14 protein-coding genes are annotated in these 19,277 nt (G+C 73.5%); 6 read left to right on the top strand and 8 right to left on the bottom strand.

Annotation, left to right across the window (positions count from 1 at the left end; all coding sequences use genetic code 11):
* Positions 1 to 100: 100 nt before the first annotated feature.
* The 4 genes from ACS04_RS25005 (at position 101) to ACS04_RS24990 (ending at position 5,543) form a co-directional block, all read left to right on the top strand.
* Positions 101 to 1,819 carry a PP2C family protein-serine/threonine phosphatase gene (locus ACS04_RS25005; RefSeq protein WP_048479000.1) on the top strand — a complete coding sequence of 573 codons (1,719 nt, stop codon included), beginning with the start codon at positions 101 to 103 and terminating at the stop codon, positions 1,817 to 1,819.
* 91 nt (positions 1,820 to 1,910) lie between these two features.
* Positions 1,911 to 3,536 carry an MFS transporter gene (locus ACS04_RS25000; RefSeq protein ID WP_048478999.1) on the top strand — a complete coding sequence of 542 codons (1,626 nt, stop codon included), beginning with the start codon at positions 1,911 to 1,913 and terminating at the stop codon, positions 3,534 to 3,536.
* 199 nt (positions 3,537 to 3,735) lie between these two features.
* A complete protein-coding gene (locus tag ACS04_RS24995) occupies positions 3,736 to 5,019 on the top strand; it encodes a molybdopterin-dependent oxidoreductase (RefSeq protein ID WP_245236532.1) in 1,284 nt (427 codons plus the stop codon).
* Positions 4,983 to 5,543: a hypothetical protein gene (locus ACS04_RS24990; RefSeq protein ID WP_048478998.1), complete on the top strand. Its 561-nt coding sequence runs from the start codon at positions 4,983 to 4,985 to the stop codon at positions 5,541 to 5,543. The genes ACS04_RS24995 and ACS04_RS24990 overlap by 37 nt, the downstream gene beginning before the upstream one ends.
* 33 nt (positions 5,544 to 5,576) lie before the next feature.
* Here ACS04_RS24990 and ACS04_RS24985 read toward each other — a convergent pair whose 3' ends face one another.
* From ACS04_RS24985 to ACS04_RS24975, 3 genes are all read right to left on the bottom strand, one after another.
* Entirely contained in the window at positions 5,577 to 5,840 is a 264-nt protein-coding gene (locus ACS04_RS24985) for a hypothetical protein (protein WP_048478997.1), read from the bottom strand.
* Between the two features lie 157 nt (positions 5,841 to 5,997).
* Positions 5,998 to 7,227, bottom strand: a complete 1,230-nt coding sequence (locus tag ACS04_RS24980; protein ID WP_048478996.1) for a cytochrome P450 — start codon at positions 7,225 to 7,227, stop codon at positions 5,998 to 6,000.
* 191 nt (positions 7,228 to 7,418) lie between these two features.
* A complete protein-coding gene (locus tag ACS04_RS24975) occupies positions 7,419 to 10,685 on the bottom strand; it encodes a bifunctional cytochrome P450/NADPH--P450 reductase (RefSeq protein ID WP_048478995.1) in 3,267 nt (1,088 codons plus the stop codon).
* A 152-nt stretch (positions 10,686 to 10,837) separates the two neighbouring features.
* Here ACS04_RS24975 and ACS04_RS24970 point away from each other — a divergent pair, with 152 nt between their 5' ends.
* On the top strand, positions 10,838 to 11,509 hold the full coding sequence (locus tag ACS04_RS24970; RefSeq protein WP_048479013.1) for a PAS domain-containing protein: 672 nt from the start codon (positions 10,838 to 10,840) through the stop codon (positions 11,507 to 11,509).
* A 22-nt stretch (positions 11,510 to 11,531) separates the two neighbouring features.
* Here ACS04_RS24970 and ACS04_RS24965 read toward each other — a convergent pair whose 3' ends face one another.
* The 4 genes from ACS04_RS24965 to gnd form a co-directional block, all read right to left on the bottom strand.
* Entirely contained in the window at positions 11,532 to 13,934 is a 2,403-nt protein-coding gene (locus ACS04_RS24965) for a glycoside hydrolase family 65 protein (protein ID WP_048478994.1), read from the bottom strand.
* Complete coding sequence (locus ACS04_RS24960) at positions 13,931 to 14,674, bottom strand: beta-phosphoglucomutase family hydrolase (protein ID WP_048478993.1); 744 nt, start codon at positions 14,672 to 14,674, stop codon at positions 13,931 to 13,933. Before ACS04_RS24960 ends, ACS04_RS24965 begins: the two co-directional genes overlap by 4 nt.
* A 114-nt stretch (positions 14,675 to 14,788) precedes the next feature.
* Positions 14,789 to 16,276, bottom strand: coding sequence for a glucose-6-phosphate dehydrogenase (gene zwf, locus ACS04_RS24955; RefSeq protein ID WP_245236531.1), 1,488 nt, complete (start codon positions 16,274 to 16,276; stop codon positions 14,789 to 14,791).
* The gene (gnd, locus tag ACS04_RS24950) at positions 16,273 to 17,316 is read right to left on the bottom strand and encodes a phosphogluconate dehydrogenase (NAD(+)-dependent, decarboxylating) (protein WP_048478992.1); all 1,044 of its coding nucleotides are present in this window, start codon (positions 17,314 to 17,316) and stop codon (positions 16,273 to 16,275) included. The genes zwf and gnd overlap by 4 nt, the downstream gene beginning before the upstream one ends.
* Positions 17,317 to 17,517: 201 nt before the next feature.
* Between gnd and ACS04_RS24945 the strand changes: the two genes are divergently transcribed.
* A complete protein-coding gene (locus tag ACS04_RS24945) occupies positions 17,518 to 18,033 on the top strand; it encodes a GNAT family N-acetyltransferase (RefSeq protein ID WP_048478991.1) in 516 nt (171 codons plus the stop codon).
* A gap of 26 nt (positions 18,034 to 18,059) precedes the next feature.
* Here the strand turns inward: ACS04_RS24945 and ACS04_RS24940 are convergent, their stop codons facing one another.
* Complete coding sequence (locus tag ACS04_RS24940) at positions 18,060 to 19,091, bottom strand: PP2C family protein-serine/threonine phosphatase (RefSeq protein ID WP_245236530.1); 1,032 nt, start codon at positions 19,089 to 19,091, stop codon at positions 18,060 to 18,062.
* Positions 19,092 to 19,277 lie beyond the last annotated feature (186 nt).

The following is a 19,277-nucleotide window of genomic DNA, read 5'->3' as shown; positions in this document are numbered from 1 at the left end:
CCGCGCCGCTCCTCCCTCGGTCCCGGACCGGGGCGCGGCGGTCTTGTACCGTCGGGTCGCAACGGTTGACCAGGGTCTTGCTCCACACCGCCGAGGACCGATGACGCCAGTGATCCCGCAGGACCCCGAGACGCTCAAACAGGTCGTCGCGAGCGAGGTGGCCGCCCTGCGCAGCGCCGCCCGCCGGGACGCCGGCGTACGCCCGGACCAGGCGTCCCCGCCCGGTCGGCAGGACGGCGAGCCGGCGCAGGCCTGTCCGTGCGGCGCGGGCGACGGAGCCGGGCACGCGTGCGGCGACCGGGCGGACGGCCACGACCCGTGGGCGTGCGTCTGCGCCACGCTGCCCGCGATCCCCGTCTCGGCCGCGCTCCTGGTACCCGTACGGGACGAGGCCGGACGGACCGGGGACTTCACCGTCCGGGCGGGCAACCACGTGCGCTCCGCCCCGTGGCTCGACGCCCCCGACCGGCACATCGGGCGAAGGCTGCTGGAGTTCCAGCCCGGAGCGGCCTCGGGCGGCCTGATCGACGCTCTGGCCGACGTCCTGAACACCGGCCGCGCCCTGCACGCGCACGCCGTCGACTACACCGAGCAGCGCGGCGACGGCCTGCACCGCGCACGGCTGCTGTACGACGCGGCGTCGTGCGGGGACCAGGTGCTGGCGACGTGGAGACCGGCCCGCAACCGCACGGAGATGCTGTCCCTCGACGCCCAGTACATCGCCTCCATGGGCTGGGGCACATGGGACCTGCTGTCCGGGGACACCACCTGGTCCGAGGGACTGCACGCTATCTTCCGCACCGAGGAGGGGCGGGCACTGTCGCTGCTGGAGCTGTGCGACGCCGTGCTCCTGGACGACGTGCCGCGTTTCGCCAGGATGCTCACCGCGCTCCTGGAAGGCGAGGAGCCGGCAGGCTCGGAGATCCGCTTCACCGTGGTGGGCGAGATCCGTACGGTGCACCTGGTCGGCCATCCCGTCATCGCCCGGGACGGACTTCCCTGGGCGCTGCACCTCATCGCGCGCGACCTGACCTCGCAGGTGCGCAGCCGTCAGCGGCTCGCGGCGACCCGCCGCCAGAGGGAGCAGCTGCGCGAGGAAGCGGCAGCCGAGCGGCGCGTGGCCACGGTGCTCCGGGAGGCGCTCCTGCCGACGCATTCGGCGGAGCTCGCCGAGCTCGGGCTGTCCGTGGCGGCTGCCTACCTTCCCGCGGAGTGGGAGGCCGTCGGCGGCGACTGGTACAAGTGCCGCCTGCTGCCGGACGGACGGATCCTCCTCGCCATCGGTGACGCGAGCGGCCACGGGCTGAGCGCCGTCGCCCGGATGGCACAGCAAAGACACGCCCTCGCGGGCCTCGCGCACGCCCCCGGAACGCACGCCGGGCAGCTGACCACCTGGCTCAACGAACTGGTGTGCGCCGACGACGCCGCGGAGACGGCGACCGGGGTCATCGGGCACATCGACGAGGAGCGCACCTTCCGCTGGGCGTGTGCGGGCCATCCGGCACCCCTGCTGCTCCGCGACGGGCAGGCAGTGGAGCTCGACACCTCCCACCGGGGGCCGCTGTTCGGTCTGCTGCCCGGCCACGAGTACGCGACCGAGACCGTCCCGCTCCGCCGGGGCGACCTCCTGCTGCTGTACACCGACGGGATGGTCGAGCGGCGCGGGCAGGACATCGGGCAGGGCATCGAGGCTCTCCGCAGGGTGCTCGTGTCCTGTGCGGGACTCGGCGCGCAAGAGACCATGGACCGCCTCATGTCCGCGTTCGCCCCCGAGGAGAACGAGGACGACACCTGTCTGGTCGCGGTACGGCTCGACTGAGGGCGGTGGCGCCGCAACCGGCTCCCGCCACTCGGCTGACCTGCACGGCGAGGCGGCACACCGCCGTCCGTACCCGTGGGACGCTCCGTGCATGACAGCCAAAGCGCCCCGGACCTCCACGGCGGGGAAGGCGAAAGCCGCACAGCTCATCCTGCTGACGCTGGCGTCCGGGCAGTTCCTGATGGCCCTGGACAGCTCGGTGATGAACGTTTCGATCGCGACGGTCGCGCAGGACATCGGCACCACGGTGAGCGGCCTGCAAGGGGCGATCACGGCGTACACGCTGGTCATGGCGATGCTGATGATCATCGGTGGCAAGGTGGGCGCGCTCGTCGGCCGCAGACGGGCCTTCATGATCGGCTGTGTCGTCTACGGCTGCGGATCCCTCACCACGGCGCTCGCTCCGAACCTGCCCGTCCTGCTGCTCGGCTGGTCGTTCCTGGAGGGCGTGGGAGCGGCTCTGATCCTGCCGGCGATCGTGGCGCTGGTCGCGTCGAACTTCGCGGTGGAACGCAGGCCCGCCGCGTACGGGCTGGTGGCCGCCGCGGGGGCGGTGGCGATCGCGGTGGGGCCGCTCATCGGCGGGGTGGCGACCACGTACTTCTCCTGGCGCTGGGTGTTCGCCGGTGAAGTCGTGGTCGTACTGGCCATCCTGATGCTGGGCCGCCGGGTGGCCGACGCGCCCCCCGACCACCGGCCGCGCATCGACGTCCTGGGCGCGGTCCTGTCCGCCCTGGGCATCGGGCTGTTCGTGTTCGGGGTGCTGCGCACGAGTGAATGGGGCTGGTTCCTGCCCAAGTCGGGCGCTCCGTCGTGGTGCGGCCTCTCCCCGGTCGTCTGGCTGATGCTGGCGGGCATCCTCCTCGTCTGGCTCTTCCTCCGCTGGGAGGCCCGCCTGGTCGCACGCGGTACCGAACCGCTCGTCGATCCGGAGCTCATGCGGAACCGGCAGCTCACCGGCGGTCTGACGATGTTCCTCTTCCAGTACCTCGTGCAGATGGGCGTCTTCTTCGTCGTCCCGCTGTACCTGTCCGTCGCGCTGGGCCTGTCCGCCGTCAAGACGGGCGTGCTGATCCTGCCGCTCTCCATCTCGCTGCTGGCCGCCGCGATCGGGATCCCGCGGCTCTTTCCCGACGCCTCGCCGCGGCGCGTGGTGAAGCTGGGGATCCTGTCCATGTTCGCCGGCGCCGTCGTCCTGCTGGTCACACTGGACGCCGATTCCGGCGCGGCCGTCGTCACCGTGCCGCTGCTGCTGATCGGGCTCGGGATGGGGGCGCTGGCCTCCCAGCTGGGCGCGGTCACCGTCTCGGCCGTCCCGGACGAACAGAGCGCCGAGGTCGGCGGAATCCAGAACACCGTCACCAACCTCGGCGCCTCGATCGGTACCGCCGTCGCCGGATCGATCCTCATCACCGTCTTGACCTCGTCGTTCCTCGCGACCATCGAGCAGAGCCCGGTCATCCCGGACGAGGTCAAGAGCCAGGCGAACGTACGGCTCACGGGAGGGGCGCCGTTCCTGTCGGACGCCCAGCTCACCGCCGCCCTCGAAGAAGCCGGTGCGAAGTCGGAGGTGTCCCAGGCCGCACTCGACGCGAACGCCACCGCACGGATCGACGGTCTGCGGGCCGCCCTGGGGATCCTCGCCCTGGCCGCACTGACAGCGCTGTTCTTCACCCAGCGCATCCCCGCGACCCAGCCCGGATCGGCGCGCCCCTGACGCGCCGGGAAGGGGCGGCCCGCGGCCGCCGGGCGGTGCGGGTGTCGCGGCGCGCGCCGCCGCCGGCGCGCGGTCCGGGCCCGCGTACCGCGTGTCGCAGGCGTCGTCGTGGCGTGTCGCGGGATCGGTCGCCTCCGGGTACGGCATGTTCTCCTCAGCGGGCGGTCGTCCGACAGGCCCGGTGTGCGGAGGTGTCGCGGTGGGCGTGACCGATGGCGGGCCGGATCGGTCTCGTTTCGCCGCGCCCCCCGGGCCGACGCGTCCGGAGTTCTGGCGCAGCCCCCTGCGCGGCCCCTGGCTGACGGCCGTGCTCGGGCTCGTCCTGCTGGTCGGCGTCACGCTGCTGTTCGTGACGGGCCTGCTGTCCTACGCCTCCTACAACCCCGATCTGGCGCCGGTCAACGACCAGACTCCGGACAAGGGGTGGCTCGGCTTCTACCTGTTCCCTTGGCCGACCTCGCCGTACTGGCTCTACCGCGTGAACCAGGGCGTGCACGTGGTCCTCGGCATCGTCCTCGTGCCGGTGCTGCTGGCGAAGCTGTGGTCGGTCATCCCCAAACTCTTCGAATGGCCGCCCGTGCGGTCGGTCGGCCACGGCGTCGAGCGCCTGTCCCTGCTCCTGCTGGTGGGCGGCGCCGGCTTCGAGTTCGCCACCGGCATCCTCAACGTACAGCTGCACTACATCTTCCCCGGCTCCTTCTACGTCCTGCACTTCTACGGGGCGTGGGTGTTCATCGGCGCCTTCGTGGTGCACGTGGCCTCGCGCCTCCCACGGGCGCTCCGCTCCGTGCGGCGCGCGGGCGCACCGCCGCAGGCCGGTACCGAGGAGGCGGCCGGGCTGGTCTCGCCCCGCCCGGCGCCGCCGACCATCTCCCGCCGGGGCGCCCTGGGCATGGTCGGACTGGGGTCCCTGGCGCTGTTCGCGGTGACGGCCGGGCAGAGCGCGGGCGGCTGGTGGCGCCGGACCGCCCTGCTCGCGCCGCACGGCCGGGACCCCGGCCCGGGGCCCCACGGCTTCCAGATCAACAAGACCGCGGCGTCCGTCGGCATCCGGCCGAGCGACATCGGCCCCGCCTGGCGGCTGACCGTACGCGGGCCGGGCCGCCAGGTCGTCCTCACCCGCGAGGAGCTGCTGGCCATGGAGCAGCACGAGGCCGCCCTGCCCATCGCCTGCGTGGAGGGCTGGTCGACCTCCGACCAGCTGTGGAGCGGGGTACGGCTCACCGATCTGGCAGCCCTCGTCGGACGGGGCTCGGACCCTTCCCGGGCACTGGTGGAATCGGTGCAGCGCGGCGGGCCGTTCGGCTCGGTCGTCCTCGCGGACAACCAGGTGCGCGACCCCCGCTCGCTCCTGGCCGTCCGCGTCAACGGCGCGGTCCTGTCCGAGGATCACGGCTACCCGGCCCGCGTGATCGTCCCCGGTGCCCCCGGAGTCCACAACACCAAATGGGTCACCCGCCTCACCTTCGGAGAGCCCGCGTGAACGGCGCGCTCGCCTTCCGCCGCCGCTACGGGGCCTCCCCGCTCCACTTGCTCCTCGTACTGGCCTCTTTCGCCCTCGCCGCGTACGCCGGCGTGCGCCTGCTCAAGGGAGACACCCTGGGCGTGGCCCTGTGGTTCGTCGGGGCGGCGCTCCTGCACGACCTGGTGCTGCTTCCCCTGTACGCGGTGACCGACCGGGCCGCGCAGTACCTGTTCCGGAAGGGGGCGGGCGCGGGGGACGGGAGCCGGCCGACGAGGCCGAGCGTGAATTACGTACGGGTGCCGGCCTTCGTGTCGGCGCTCCTGCTGCTGGTCTGGTGGCCGCTGATCCTGCGCCGGGTCGGCCACTACACGGCGGCCACGGGACTTCCGGCGGACGTGTTCCTCGGGCACTGGCTGCTGATCACCGCCGCCCTCTTCGCGGCCTCGGCGGCGACCCTGGTCGTCCGCGGACTGCATGCGTCGGGGCCTCGGCGACGGGCGGAACGACGCCGGCGCAGGGAGGCCCGCAAGGCCGTGAAATGACGCCGCCCGCCGGCGCTCCGTCCTGCTGGCGGGTCACTGTGGGCTACGGCCCTGCCCGATGACGAACGCGACGAGGACCCCGGCGAGTCCCGCCCATACGAGGCCCTCGGGCCCCGCTTGCCACCAGCCCGGCAGGCCGAGGGCGAGAGCGGTGAACGCCCCCGCCGCGGCGGCGCGGCGGTCGGTGAGGAACAGCCACTGGCGCCGGCCGCTCCCCGGTTCCCCGAGTTCGGCGAGGGCGGCCTTGACGACCAGGGCCGCGAGCACGATCGCGGCGACGAGGAGAGTCGCTCCCACATCCGCTCCCGATGTCGGTGCCGGTTCCGGGGTGTGCCGGGTCCGGGGTGCTGTCCCGATGGTAGATCCCGGGGGCGCCGTCCGCCCCGCCCCGCCCCCGGGGCACCTCGGCCGCGCCGCCGGGCCGGGTGCGCGGCGGGCCGCGAGCGCCGCCGGGTCACCAGGTGACGTACAGGGCCCGCGGTGAGCGGTGGATGAGCGTCGGCTGCATCCGCGGCCGCGGACGGCCCGGGTCCGGTCGCAGTTCCGGCATGCGGCGCAGGAACAGTTCCAGGGTCAGGCGCAGCTGCTCGCGCGCCAGTTGCGAGCCGGGGCAGGCGTGGGGTCCGTATCCGAAGCCGAGGTGCCGGCGGTTCGCGGACCGGGTGAGGTCGAATTCCCCGGGCCGCTCGTAACGTTCCTCGTCGCGATTGGCCGAGCCGTACGCCACCATCACGGCGACCCCCGCCGGCAGTTCCGTCCCCGCGAGGGTTACCGGCCGGGTGGTGGTCCGCCGGAACGCCTGGATGGCGCTGTCGTGGCGGGCGGCCTCCTCCACCGCTGCCGGGATGAGGGACGGATCGTCGCGGAGCATCCGCCACTGGCGCCGGTCGTCGGCGAGCAGGTGCATCAGCGTGGTGCCGATGAGGGCGCTCGTGGTGAGGAATCCGGCGATCAGCAGGTTCTGCAGGTTCGCCACCAGTTCGTGGCGCTGCTCGACGGTGAGCTCGGCGTCACCGGGGGCCAGGGCGGCCACCATGACCGAGCACATGTCCTCCCGGGGCCGGACGCGGCGTTCGCGGACGTACCCGTCCAGCAGGTGCTGGAGCGCGACCACGTCCTCGGCCGCGGCCGCCTGCCCCTCGGGCGACAGTGGGCGGAAGAGCAGCTCCTCGGCCCGGTAGCCGCCGTGCACGGCGGCCGGCACGTCGGCGGGGTCCAGCCCGATCAGCCGGCCGACCACCATCCCGGGCAGCCGCCGGGCGTACGCCTCCACCAGCTCGGCGGACCCGTCCGCGGCGAAACCGTCCACCAACTCCCCGGCGCACGCACGGGCGTACGGCATCAGCGCCGCCACTCGCGCGCCGGACAGGCCCCGGTTCAGCGGCGCCCGCAGCCGCCGGTGGGCCTCGGCGTCCGCGGACACGACGGTGGGGCGGGGCCCGAACCCCCGGGGCAGGACACCGAGCGCCGCTTTGGACAGGGGCACGTCCGGCAGCAGGGAGTTGGCCGAGGAGAAGTCCCCCGCGCGCAGCAGCACCTCCCGTACGTCCCGGTCGCGCGCCACCAGCCACGCGTCGAACTCGGGCACGTACAACAACCCCTCGGCCCGGCGGGCGCGCTCGTAGAGCGGATAGGGGTCGCGGTACAGCTCGTCCCGCCGCGCCTGGTCGTCGTGCCATGCCACTGGTGACCTCCGGATCACGGTCGGGACCGGACGGGGTCACGGCCGCGGGTGACCTCCGGTGCGCCGGGTCATCCTCCCCGAAAGCCGCGCGGCCCGGTAGGGCGCCCGGCTCGACGGGGGGGCGGGGGAGGCCCGGCGGCCCCGGACCGGGGCCGGCCGGCGCGCTCCACCGCCGCCGGGCCCGCGCGCCGTCAGCCGCCCACGTAGACGTCCTCCACGTAGCGGCCGTCCGCCACCAGGCCCTGGAGCCACTGCGAGGCCGTCGAGGCGTCCTGCCCGCTGTACTTGACGTACAGCTGCCGGAAGGCCTCGCGGACGCCCGGGGCCATGCGGGAGCCTTCGCCGCAGACATGGATGCGGGCGCCCGCCTCGGTCAGCCGCCAGACCTCCTCGCCCTCCGCCTCGATCCGGTGCTGTACGAAGCGGACCTCGCCCTCGGGCGCCAGCGAGAAGGCGGGGCGCATCGAGACGGCGCCCTCGCGGTCGGCGTCCTCCAGCTCCGCCCGGTGGAGGTAGTCCACGTCCGGGTGGTCGCAGCCGAAGTAGCACAGCGCGGGCGCCAGTTCGGCTCCCGCGGCGCGCAGCGCGCGGCGGTCGGCGATGGCCCCCCGGAAGGGTGCGAGGCCGGTACCCGCGCCGATCATGATGACCGGCGTCCGCCCGTCGTGCGGGATGCGGAAGGCCTCCCGGCACGGTTGCACCCGGGCGAGGACCGTGTCTCCGGGGCGTACCCGGTGCAGGTACGAGGAGCCGACCCCGCGGAACACCCCGCCCCGGCCGGAGCGGTGCGGGGCCTCCAGGAGCGAGACCATCAGATCGGCCCGCCCCGCCCGCGCCGACGGGGAGGAGGAGATGGAGTAGTGGCGCGGGCGCATCGGCTCCAGCAGTTCCAGCAGTACGGGCCACGGCAGACGGCCCCGGAGCGCGGGGTGCTCCTCGACGAGGTCCACGAGGCTGCCCGGGCGGGCTCCGTCCGCCCCAGCGGCCTCGGCGGCGATCCGCTCCAGCGCGGACTTCTCCGGCGGACACGGGTTGTGCGCCGCGAGTACGGCCGCGTGCCCGGCCGTCGCCGGCGCCTGGAGCTCGACGTACCGGGTGAGGAGTTCGCGTACGGCGACGGGGCGGTCGAGCGGCAGGGCGCTCCGCCCGGGGCGGTGGCTGCGGATGTCCAGCACCGCGTCCTGGTCGACGCCCAGGACCCGCGCCGCCCGCTCCACCTGCGCGGGGTCGTTGGCCGGGAGGACGGCGAGGTGGTCGGCGGTGCGGTATGCGACCCCCTCGGGCAGCCGGACGCTCAGGAAGCGCTTCGACCTGCCCGCCGGGTGGCCCAGGTCGGCGAGGTCCCCGGTGTGCGTCACCGTCATCGGCTGGAGGCCGTGCCGCCGGGCCAGTGCGTCGAGCGGTCCACCCGTGACCTCGGCGACCTCGTACGCCGGGCCGCGCCGTGCCTGCGCCTGCGCCTGCGGGGAGGGGGCCACGGACTCCGGGTCGCCGTAGCGCTCCAGCAGGGTGCGGCGCAGGGCGGCGGTGAAGCCGCGTACCGCACCCGCGAGGTCCCCGGAGGCGTCCGCCTCGACGCGGTCCATCAGCCGGGCCGCACCCGCCGAGGCGAGGCCGCCGTCGATGAGCGTGGGAACCTGCTGGTAGGTGGCGGCCCAGTTGCGGTCCCCGACGCCCAGGACGGCGTAGTGCACGCCTTCCGCCGTACCGGGCCCCGCCTGCGTCAGCCAGGAGACGAATCCGGCCGCGTCGTCCGTGGGCCGTCCGTTGTACGAGGCGGCGACGACGACCAGCGGCCCCCGCGTCGGCAGCCCGCCCTCACGGTGGTCGTCGAGGGGTGCGACACGCGTCTCGAAGCCCAGTTCCGCCGCCATTTCGGCCAGGTCCTGCGCGTACGTGCGGCAGGTGCCGAAGTTGGACCCGTGCAGCAGCGTCAGCGTCGTACCGGGAACGGCCCTGATGGGTGAGGCCCCGGCGGCCGGAGCCTGCGCGTCCTCCCGCCCGCCGGCCGGCAGGACCGCCCCGAGGGCCGCGCGGCCCCGGGCGCGGTCGGCCGGGGTGCGCCGGGCCAGGGCCAGCGTGAACCCGTCGGGCTTGAGGGTGAGCGTCTCCTTGACGCGCAGCTCGTACCGCCCCTGGTCGAGGAAGCGGTAGCGGTGCACCAGCATGCCCAGCAGCATCGTTGCCTCGTGGAGGGCGAACTGCCGCCCGATGCAGGCGCGTTCCCCGGTCCCGAACGGCTTGTACGCGTGCGGGGAGCGGGCCGCCTCGGCCTCGGCCGAGAACCGGTCCGGGTCGAACTCCTCCACGTTGTCGCCCCACACCGGGTCGCGGTGCAGCATCGGGGTCAGCACCAGCATGCGCTGCCCCGCCTTGACCGGGTGGCGGCCGCCGATCACGGTGTCGGCGCGCGCCTCGCGGGCGAACGCGGCTGCGGTCGGCCACAGCCGCAGCGTCTCGTTGAGGACCTGGCGTACGTAGCGCAGCCGGCCGATGTCCTCGAACGCGGGCTCGGGGTCCGGGTCGTCACCCCACAGCGCGTCGGTCTCGGCCTGGGCCAGGTGCAGCACCGCCGGGTTCTTGAGGAGGTGGTAGAGCGCGAACGAGAGGGCGCCCGAGGTCGTCTCGTGGCCCGCGATCAGGAACGTGATCACCTGGTTCCTGATGTTCGCCTCGTCGAGCACCTCGCCGGACCGGGGGTGCGGGGAACCCAGCATCAGGCCCAGCAGGTCGTCGGTCGAGGTGTCCCCCGAGGCCTTGCGCCGCTCGATCACCTCGTCCACGACGCGGGCCAGGTAGGCGGCGTCCGCGGCGAACGCCTCGTCCTGCGCGGTGTGGTCCGCGCCGGGCATCCGGCCGAGTTTGGCCTGGCTGTGGGCCAGGGCCCGGACGAGTGCCCGGACGAAGGGGTGCGCCTCCTCCCGCTCGAAGGAGGCGAAGTCGTAGCCGAAGCCGGACAGGCCGATGGTGTCCAGCGTCATCCGGGTCATGTCCTTGGCGACGTCGACCGGGGCCGAGACGTCGGAGCCCTCGCCGAACCGCGCGTCCCAGGAGCCGATGAGGCGCCGGGCGACCCGCAGCATGTGCGGGTGGTAGGTCCGCATCGAGGTGAGGGCGAAGGCCGGCAGCAGGATGTCGTGCGCCTTGGCCCAGTTGGGCTCGTCGTTGTACGCGGTGAAGAGTCCGTCGGCGGCGACCTCGCGCACGTTCTCCAGCGCCGGGCCGATCCCCTTGACGAAGCGCTGCTCGTCGGAGAGTTCCTCCACCAGCGCCGCCGAGCTCACGAACACGGTCTCGCGGTCGTGGAAGCGCTGGACGAAGAGCGGACCGAGCCGGCGCGCGTGCCCCATGGCCGTCTGCAGCGGGGTGCTCGTCATCCCCGTGTCGCTCACGTCGACGACCGGCGGGTGCGCGGTGTCGTCGAGGGGCCCTGTGCCGGTGGTGTGCGGGTCATTCATGGCGTCTGCCTCTTCTGGTCACGTCAGCCGTGTCGTGTCCACGGTGACGCGGCAGCCGGGGCGACGGCGGACGACGACTACCTATTCTTGTAGGGGTGTTTTCCGTTGGAAGGCTTGATCGGGGGCGGTTCGCCGTGGCAGAGGGGGAGTCCGTGACACAGCCGTCACGGCACGCGCCGGACGGGGCCGCGGCGGCCTGGCGATCGCGTTTCGTCAGCCTGTTCGACAGGGCCCCCGTGGCATTGGCGATCAGCGACGCGTACGGCTTGATCCTCGGCGCGAACCCCGCGTTCGCCTCCGCGTGGCAGCTCCAGCCGGGAAAACTGGAAGGCCGCCGCCTCCTCGACATCCTCACCCCGACCAACGAGCGCCAGCTGCACCGGCTGGACGAGGCCCTGCGCTCGCGCCGCAGGTCCCGCTACCCGGTCGAGGTCACCTGGCGGGCCGGGGGAACCGCCCGCCACGGCCGGGTCACCGTCGAACCGGTATCCGACCCGCTGGACGACATCCCGCGTCTGCTGGTCTCGCTGACCGAGGAAACGGGCCAAGCCCCGCCCGATCCGCCACCGCAGGACCCGGCCCACGGCCTGAGCCCCCAGGAGGCGCGCATCCTGCCGCTCGTCGCGGCGGGGGCGTCCGGATCGGCCGTCGCCCGCGAGGTGGGCCTCACCGTCGACGGGGTCAACTACCACGTGACCCGTCTGTGCCGACGGCTCGACGTACCCAACCGCCCGGCTCTGATCGCCCGCGCCTACGTCCTCGGCCTCCTGGACCCCGCGGTGTGGCCCCCGCGCGCCGCGCCGGCCGGTCCGGAACGGGCCTGAGGCGCCGAATCCCTCCCCGCCGTCAGGTGCCGGGGGCGCGCCCCTTGGGCTGGCGGGGTTCGGGGGCCTCGGGCGCGGGCGGTACGGGGAGTTCCGCGGGCGTGTCCGCGGTGAGCGCGACCAGGGTGCCGTGGTGCATCACGGAGACGGGCTCGCCGGACAGGAGCGTGTAGCGGGCCGTCGACTGGACCATGTCCACACGGACCAGCCGCTCCTGGACCCGGACGTTGAAGGCCAGCCGGGTGAGCGAGGAGGGCAGCCGGGGCGCGAAGAGCACCGGGGCCCGCGGACCTTCGGCCCGCGTCGCCCCGGACGGCTGGCCCTGCGCTGGTGCGGCCGGGGCGGGCCGGATGCGCCGCAGCCCGCCCAGCCCCTGGACCAGGGCGATCCAGGTACCGGCGAGGGAGGCCATGTGGAGGCCGTCGCGCGTGTTGTGTTCCAGGTCGTCCAAATCCATGAGCGCCGCCTCGCGGGTATAGGCCCAGGCGAGGCGCAGGTGCCCGGTCTCGGCGGCGAGCACGGCCTGGCAGCAGGCGGACAGGGAGGAGTCCCTGACGGTCAGCTGCTCGTAGTAGGCGAAGTTGCGGGCCTTCTCCTCGGGGGTGAACTCGTCCGGGCAGGTGAACATCGCCAGGACCAGGTCCGCCTGCTTGACGACCTGCTTGCGGTACAGGTCGAAGTACGGGAAGTGCAGCAGCAGCGGGTACTGCTCCTGCGAGGTCCCCTCGAAGTCCCAGGGCTCCTGGTCGGTGAAGCCGGCGGACTGCTCGTGCACCTGGAGCCGCTCGTTGTACGGGATGGCCGTCCGCGCGGCGGTGTTGCGCCAGTCCGCGACCTCCTCGGCGCTGACGCCGAGGTCCGGTGCCCGGTCCGGGTGGAGCGAGACGGCGTCCGCGGCGGCGCGCAGGTTACGCCGGGCCATGGCGTTGGTGTAGAGGTTGTCGCGCGCGATGGCGCTGTACTCGTCGGGGCCGGTGACCCCGTCGATGTGGAAGACGCCGTCGGCGTCGAAGTGGCCGAGCGAGCGCCACAGGCGCGCGGTCTGCACCAGCAGGTCGAGTCCGGGACCGCGGAGGAACTCCCGGTCGCCGGTGGCGAAGACGTACCGCTCGACGGCCGCGGCGATGTCGGCGTTGACGTGGAAGGCGACGGTTCCGGCGGGCCAGTAGGCCGAGCACTCGGCGCCGTTGATCGTACGCCAGGGGAAGGCCGCGCCCTCCAGGCCCAGTTGGCGGGCGCGCTCCAGCGCGCGGGGGAGCGTGGAATGCCGCCAGGCGAGGGCGGAGGCGACGCCGTACGGCGCGGTGTGCGTGAGGACGGGCAGGACGAAGGACTCGGTGTCCCAGAAGGCGTGGCCGTCGTAGCCGGTGCCCGTCAGCCCCTTGGCCGGGATGGGGCGCCGCTCGCCGCGCGCGGAGGCCTGGTAGAGGTGGAAGAGGCCGAACCGGACGGCCTGCTGCACCTCCTCGTCCCCCTCCACCTCGACGTCCGCCCGGGACCAGAACTCCTCCAGGCAGGCCCGCTGCGCGTCCAGCAGCCCCTGCCACCCGGTACTGCGGGCCCCCGCCAGCCCGCCCTCCACCTGGTCGCGTACGGCGGGCAGGGAGCGCTGAGCCGACCAGCCGTAGGCCACGAACTTGACGAGTTCGAGCCGCTGCCCGGGTGCGAGGGTGGCGGTCACGGTCAGGCGGGCGACGTCCGGTTCGCTCTCGGCGGCCCACGCGGTGCCCTCGGGGCCGTCCACGAAGTGGTCGGCGGCCACCGCCACGCGCTGCCCGCTGGTGGCCGTGCAGTGGATCAGGCGCAGCCGGGTGCCGTGCGCGTAGTGCTCCTCGGGGAGCAGCGGCGCGTCGATGGCGGCGGCCATGCGCGGGTCGCCGGAGACCGTGGGCAGCTGCTCGTTGGCGACGAGCTCCGACTGCAAGGCGACGGTGGCCGGCCCGTCGACGGTCTCGACGGTGTACGAGATCGCCGCGACGGCCCGCTGCGCGAAGGAGACCAGGCGGTGGGAGGTCAGGCGCACGGTCCGGCCGGAGGGCGTGGTCCATTCCGCGGAGCGGCTCAGGACGCCGGTGCGGTAGTCCAGGACGCGTTCGTGCGAACGGAGTTCGCCGTAGCGCAGGTCGAAGGGGTGGTCGTCGACGAGCAGCCGGATGATCTTGCCGTCGGTGACGTTGACGACCGTCTGCCCGGACTCCGGATAGCCGTACCCGGCCTCGGCGTAGGGCAGCGGGTGGCTCGCGTAGACGCTGTTGAGGTACGAGCCCGGCAGGCCGTGCGGTTCGCCCTCGTCGAGGTTGCCGCGCCAGCCGAGGTGCCCGTTGGACAGGGCGAACACGGATTCGCTCTGTGCGAGGACGTCGAGGTCGAGGGCGGTCTCCCGCAGCTGCCAGGGCTCGGTCGCGAAGTTCTCGTGAGTGATCATCCGCGGTCCAGCAGCTCGGAGAGGTCGGTGACGACGACGTCGGCCCCGTGCGCACGCAGTTCGTCCGCCTGACCGGTGCGGTCGACGCCCACGACGAAACCGAAGCCGCCCGCCTTGCCGGCGGCCACCCCGGCCAGCGCGTCCTCGAACACGGCGGCATCGCGCGGGTCGGTGCCGAAGAGGCGGGCGCCCGCCAGGTAGCTGTCGGGGGCGGGCTTGCCGCGCAACCCCTGCTCGGCGACTGTCACGCCGTCCACCCGGCCCTCGAAGAGGTCCTCGATGCCGGCCGCCACGAGCACGTCGCGGCAGTTGGCACTGGAGGAGACGACGGCGCGGTGCAGGCCCGCGTCGCGCACGGCGCGCACATAGGCCACGGACCCCTCGTAGGACTCGACCCCCTGCTCGCGGATCGCCCGGAGCACCAGGTCGTTCTTGCGCGTGCCCAGGCCGTGGACCGTCTCCTGGTCGGGACCGTCGCTCACCGTGCCCTCGGGCAGGGTGAGGCCGCGGGAGGCGAGGAAGGTGCGCACGCCGTCCTCGCGGGGGCGGCCGTCCACGTACTCGTCGTAGTCGCGCACCGCGTCGAACGGCACGAAGGGCGAACCGTCGCGGGCGGCGCGCTGACGCAGGTAGTCGTCGAACATCTCCTTCCAGGCGGCCGCATGGACCTTCGCGGTCCGGGTGAGCACGCCGTCGAGGTCGAAGAGGCAGGCGCTGACGTGGTCGGGGAGTCCCAGCATGCCGTCGAGGCTAGGAGGACGCGGCCTCGGGCGGCCACTGCGGCGCCCGTGGCAGGGGCGCGGTACCCCGTACGGCTGAGGGGGTGTGGCGTTCGGCGCAACGCGCCCGCCGCCTCACCGCGCGCAGGGCAGCCCCCGGTCGGGCAGGTGCCACCGGTAGGGCGCGGCGACGGAGTCGATGGTCTCGGGGCCCCAGGACCCGGGGGCGTACGGGACGACGGGCGGCGGCGCGTCCAGCAGCGGAGCGGACACCTCCCACAGGCGTTCGATGCCGTCGGAGCGGGTGAACAGGGACTGGTCGCCGAGCATCGCCAGGAGGATGAGGTGCTCGTACGCCTCCAGGGCGTTCTCGGTGGTGAAGGAGGTGTGGTAGTTGAACGTCAACTCGGCTTCCGCCAGCTGCATCGTGGGGCCGGGCTCCTTGGCCAGGAAGCGGGCGGTGATGGAACCGGGGTCGTCGAAGTCGATGACGAGTTCGTTGGCGCGGCCGTCCGCCGCCTCCCGCGCGTCCAGGGGGAACATGGCGAGCACGGGCTCGCGCAGGCCGAGGGTGACGACGTGCCGGCCTTCCGCCAGCGCCTTGCCCGAGCGCAGGTGGAAGGGCACGCCGGCCCACCGCCAGTTGTCGATGTCGACGCGCAGCGCCACGAAGGTCTCGGTGTCCGAGGCCGGATCGACCCCGGGCTCGCCGCGGTAGCCGGTGTACTGGCCGCGTACGGCCTGCGCCGGGTCCAGCGGCCGCATGCTGCGGAAGACCTTGACCTGCTCGTCGCGCAGCGACTGCGCTTCGAGGGCCACCGGCGGTTCCATCGCCACGAATCCGAGCAGCTGGAACAGGTGCGTGACGACCATGTCGCGGAAGGTTCCGGTGCCCTCGAAGAAGCGGGCACGGCCCTGGATGTCGATCTTTTCGGGCACGTCGATCTGCACGTGGCTGATGTGCTCGCGGTTCCACAGCGGCTCGAAGAGACCGTTGGCGAACCGCAGGGCGAGGATGTTGTCCACCGCCTCCTTGCCCAGGAAGTGGTCGATGCGGAACACCCGGGACTCGTCGAACACGGCGTGGACGGCCGCGTTGAGCGCGCGCGCGGACGCCAGGTCCGTCCCGAAGGGCTTCTCCACGATGACGCGCGCGCCCTGGGCCAGGCCGGTCGCACCGAGCAGCGCCACGACGGAGGCGAACGCCACGGGCGGAACGGCGAGATGGAACAGCCGGCGCGGCGCGCCGCCGATGGCGCGCTCGGCCTCGCGCACCGCCTCCACCAGAGGCCCGGTCGCATCCGTGTCGGCCGAGCCGAAGGACAGGGCGGCCTCGAACTCCTGCCACGCCGGGCCCTCGGGGCGCGAGCGGCCGAACTCCGCGACGGCCTCGCGCGCGTGGGCGCGGAACTGCTCGTCGCTGAGGGCCTCGGCCGCCGGGGCCGATCCGACGATGCGGTAACGCCGCGGCAGCAGCCCCGCCTTGGCGAGGTGGAAGAGACCCGGGAGCAGTTTGCGCCGGGCCAGGTCACCCGTCGCGCCGAACAGCACGACGACGTGGTCCTCGGGGCGCGACGGGGCCTGCGAGGCGCCGGAGGCACGGTCCACGGCGGGCCCGCTCACGACTGCGCGCCGGGGCTCTTCTCGGCGTGGCCGCCGAACTCGCTGCGCATGGCGGACAGCACCTTGGCGGTGAACTCGCCGAGCCCCCTGGACTCGTAGCGCTCGTAGAGGGAAGCGCTGATCACCGGGGCGGGCACGCTCTCCTCGATGGCCGCCAGTACGGTCCAGCGCCCTTCGCCGGAGTCGGACACGCGGCCCGAGAAGTCGTCCAGCCGGGGGGAGCGGGCCAGGGCGTCGGCGGTCAGGTCGACCAGCCACGAACCGACGACCGACCCGCGGCGCCACACCTCGGCGACTTCGGCCACGTCGATCTCGTACTGGTACGCCTCGGGATCGGACAGGGGAGCGGTCTCGGCGTCGGCGGTGCGCGCGCTCAGACCGGCGTCGGCGTGCCGGATGATGGCGAGGCCCTCGGCGATGGCGGCCATCATCCCGTACTCCACCCCGTTGTGGACCATCTTCACGAAGTGACCGGCCCCGCTGGGCCCGCAGTGGAGGTAGCCGTGCGGCGCGGTGCCCCCGGTCCGGGTCCGGCTGGGGGTGGGCTCGGCGCTGCCGGTTCCGGGCGCGATGGTACGGAAGACGGGAGCGAGCCGCTCCACGGGGCCCGGCTCGCCGCCGATCATGAGGCAGTAGCCGCGTTCCAGGCCCCAGACCCCTCCCGACGTGCCGCAGTCGACGTAGTGGATGCCGTGCTCGGCCAGGGCCCGGGCCCGCCTGATGTCGTCCCGGTAGTAGGAGTTTCCGCCGTCGATGACCGTGTCACCGGGCTCCAGGAGTCCGACGAGCCGGTCCAGGGTCCCCTGGACCACGCCCGCCGGCACCATGAGCCACACCGCCCGCGGCGGCTCCAGCCGTTCGACGAGCTCCTCCAGCGAGAAGGCCGGCGTCGCACCTTCCCCCTCCAGGGCCCGTACGGCGTCGGGGGTGACGTCGTTCACGACGCAGCGGTGGCCGTCCCGCATGAGCCGGCGCACCAGGTTGGCACCCATCCGGCCGAGTCCGACCATTCCGAGCTGCATGGGCGCGTCCGATGTCATCGCCGTGCTCCCGTTCTCCCGCTCTGGCCGCGAGCCCGCGTCGCGCGCCGTCCGGGCGCGCGGCGCCGCCCGTGCCGCCGTCCCCCCTCCGCGCCCCACTGTGCCCGTCCGCCCCGGCCCCGGCACCCGGTACTCGGCCACTCGGGGACGGCGCGGCCAAAACACTTCGATGCGGGGCGGCCGTGCCCATACGCTGGCGCGATGGTGCACGTGCGGGAGATGGAAGCGGCCGACATCGAGGCCGTCTCGGCGATCCGGGTCCGAGGATGGCGGGCGGCGTACGCCGGCATCGTCCCCCGGACGTACCTCGATGCCATGACGGTGGAGGGTGATGCCGGTCTGCGCCGGGAGTCGTTCTCCCGGCCCGGACGCACCTCGCGCGACCTGGTGGCGGTCGACGACCGCGGCCCGGTGGGCTGGACCTGCTTCGGGCCGTGGCGGGGCGAGATGCCCGGCCCGGGCCGGGCCGGTGAGGTCTACGCCGTGTACGTCTCGCCCGATCTGATCGGCCGGGGCATCGGCCGGGCCCTCCTGGGCGAGGCCCACGCCCGGATGAAGGGCCAGGGCTTCCAGGCATCGGCCCTGTGGGTCCTGGGTGACAACGCCGGAGCCCGGCGCTTCTACGAACGGATCGGCTACCAGGCCGACGGCGCGGCCCAGGACGACGTCTACGACGAGACCACCCTCACGGAACTCCGCTACCGGCGCACGCTCTGAGCCGAGCGGCCCCCGGCGCCATGTCCTCACGGGGACCGGGAGCCCCGCGGTGCGCGCAGGCGTACGGCGAGGGCGGCGACGTCGTCGTCGAGGCGTCCCTTGCTGTGGCGCAGGAGGTCGCGGTGGAGAGCGGTGAGCACCTCGCGGGGCGGTAGCGGGGGCTGTTCGCGCATCCAGGCCGCCAGCGGGAAGAACTCGCCGTCCCGGACGTGGGCTTCGGCGATCCCGTCCGTGTACAGCAGCAGCAGGTCGCCGGGGGCGAAGTCGAAGCTGTCCACGCTGTAGTGATCGCCGATCAGCTCCGCGAGACTGAGCAGCGGCGAGGGGGAGGCGGATTCGAGGATGCGCAGTTCCCCGCGGTTCAACAGCAGGGGCGGGGGATGTCCGCAGTTGAGGACGTCGATCCGGCCGCCCTCGTGCGGGATGTCCACCAGCAGCGCGGTGGCGAAGCGCTCCATCGGCCCGTCGGAGGGGAAGGACGCGTTGTACCGGGTACTGCTGGCGTCCAGCCTGCGGGCGATGTCCACCAGGTCGCTCTCACCGTGCGCCGCCTCCCGGAAGGCGTTGACGATCGCGGCGGCCTCCCCCACCGCCGGCAGACCCTTGCCCCGCACGTCCCCGATGAGCATCCTGATCCCGTACGGGGTCTCCACCACCTCGTAGAAGTCCCCGCCGATCCGGGCCTCGGCCGCGGCCGCGAGGTACAGCGACTCGATCTCGATGTTCCCGAAGCGCCGCGGCAGGGGGCTCAGCACCACCTGCTGCGCCGCGTCGGCCACGAGCCGCACCTGGAGGAGGGTGCGCTCGCGCTGGAGCCGGGCGTGGCTTCCGTAGGCGGCGGCCACGGTGACCGCGATGATCCCGGCGGCCGTCCACCACGTTCCCAGGTCGGGGAAGACGAGGCTGAGGCCGATCATCAGGATCAGGCAGACCGTCCCGAGCAGGACGGTGGGGAGGACCGGCCACATCGCGGCGGCGAGGGCCGGCGCGGCGGGCAGGAGGCGGCTGAAGGCCATCTCCGGGGGAGTGGCGTAGGCCAGGCTGGCGATGACGACCATCAAGATGACGGGCGACAGCCGCACAAGTCTTCCCGGGCCGGGGCGCCGACGGTGCCACGGTCGTCCAGACTCGATCACACTTCACAGAATATCCGCGTCACCGGCACATGGCGCTGCGATGCGTCGGCGGGGACCGCCGGACCGGTCCCCGCTCGAGGGCGCCCTCGGGGGTGTGTCAGGCGTGCG

Origin of the sequence: Streptomyces roseus (assembly GCF_001044425.1) — a bacterium.
Taxonomy (GTDB): Bacteria; Actinomycetota; Actinomycetes; order Streptomycetales; family Streptomycetaceae; genus Streptomyces; species Streptomyces roseus.
The sequence above is the reverse complement of the archived record's forward strand: the minus strand, read 5'-3'. Positions and strand labels throughout refer to the sequence as shown.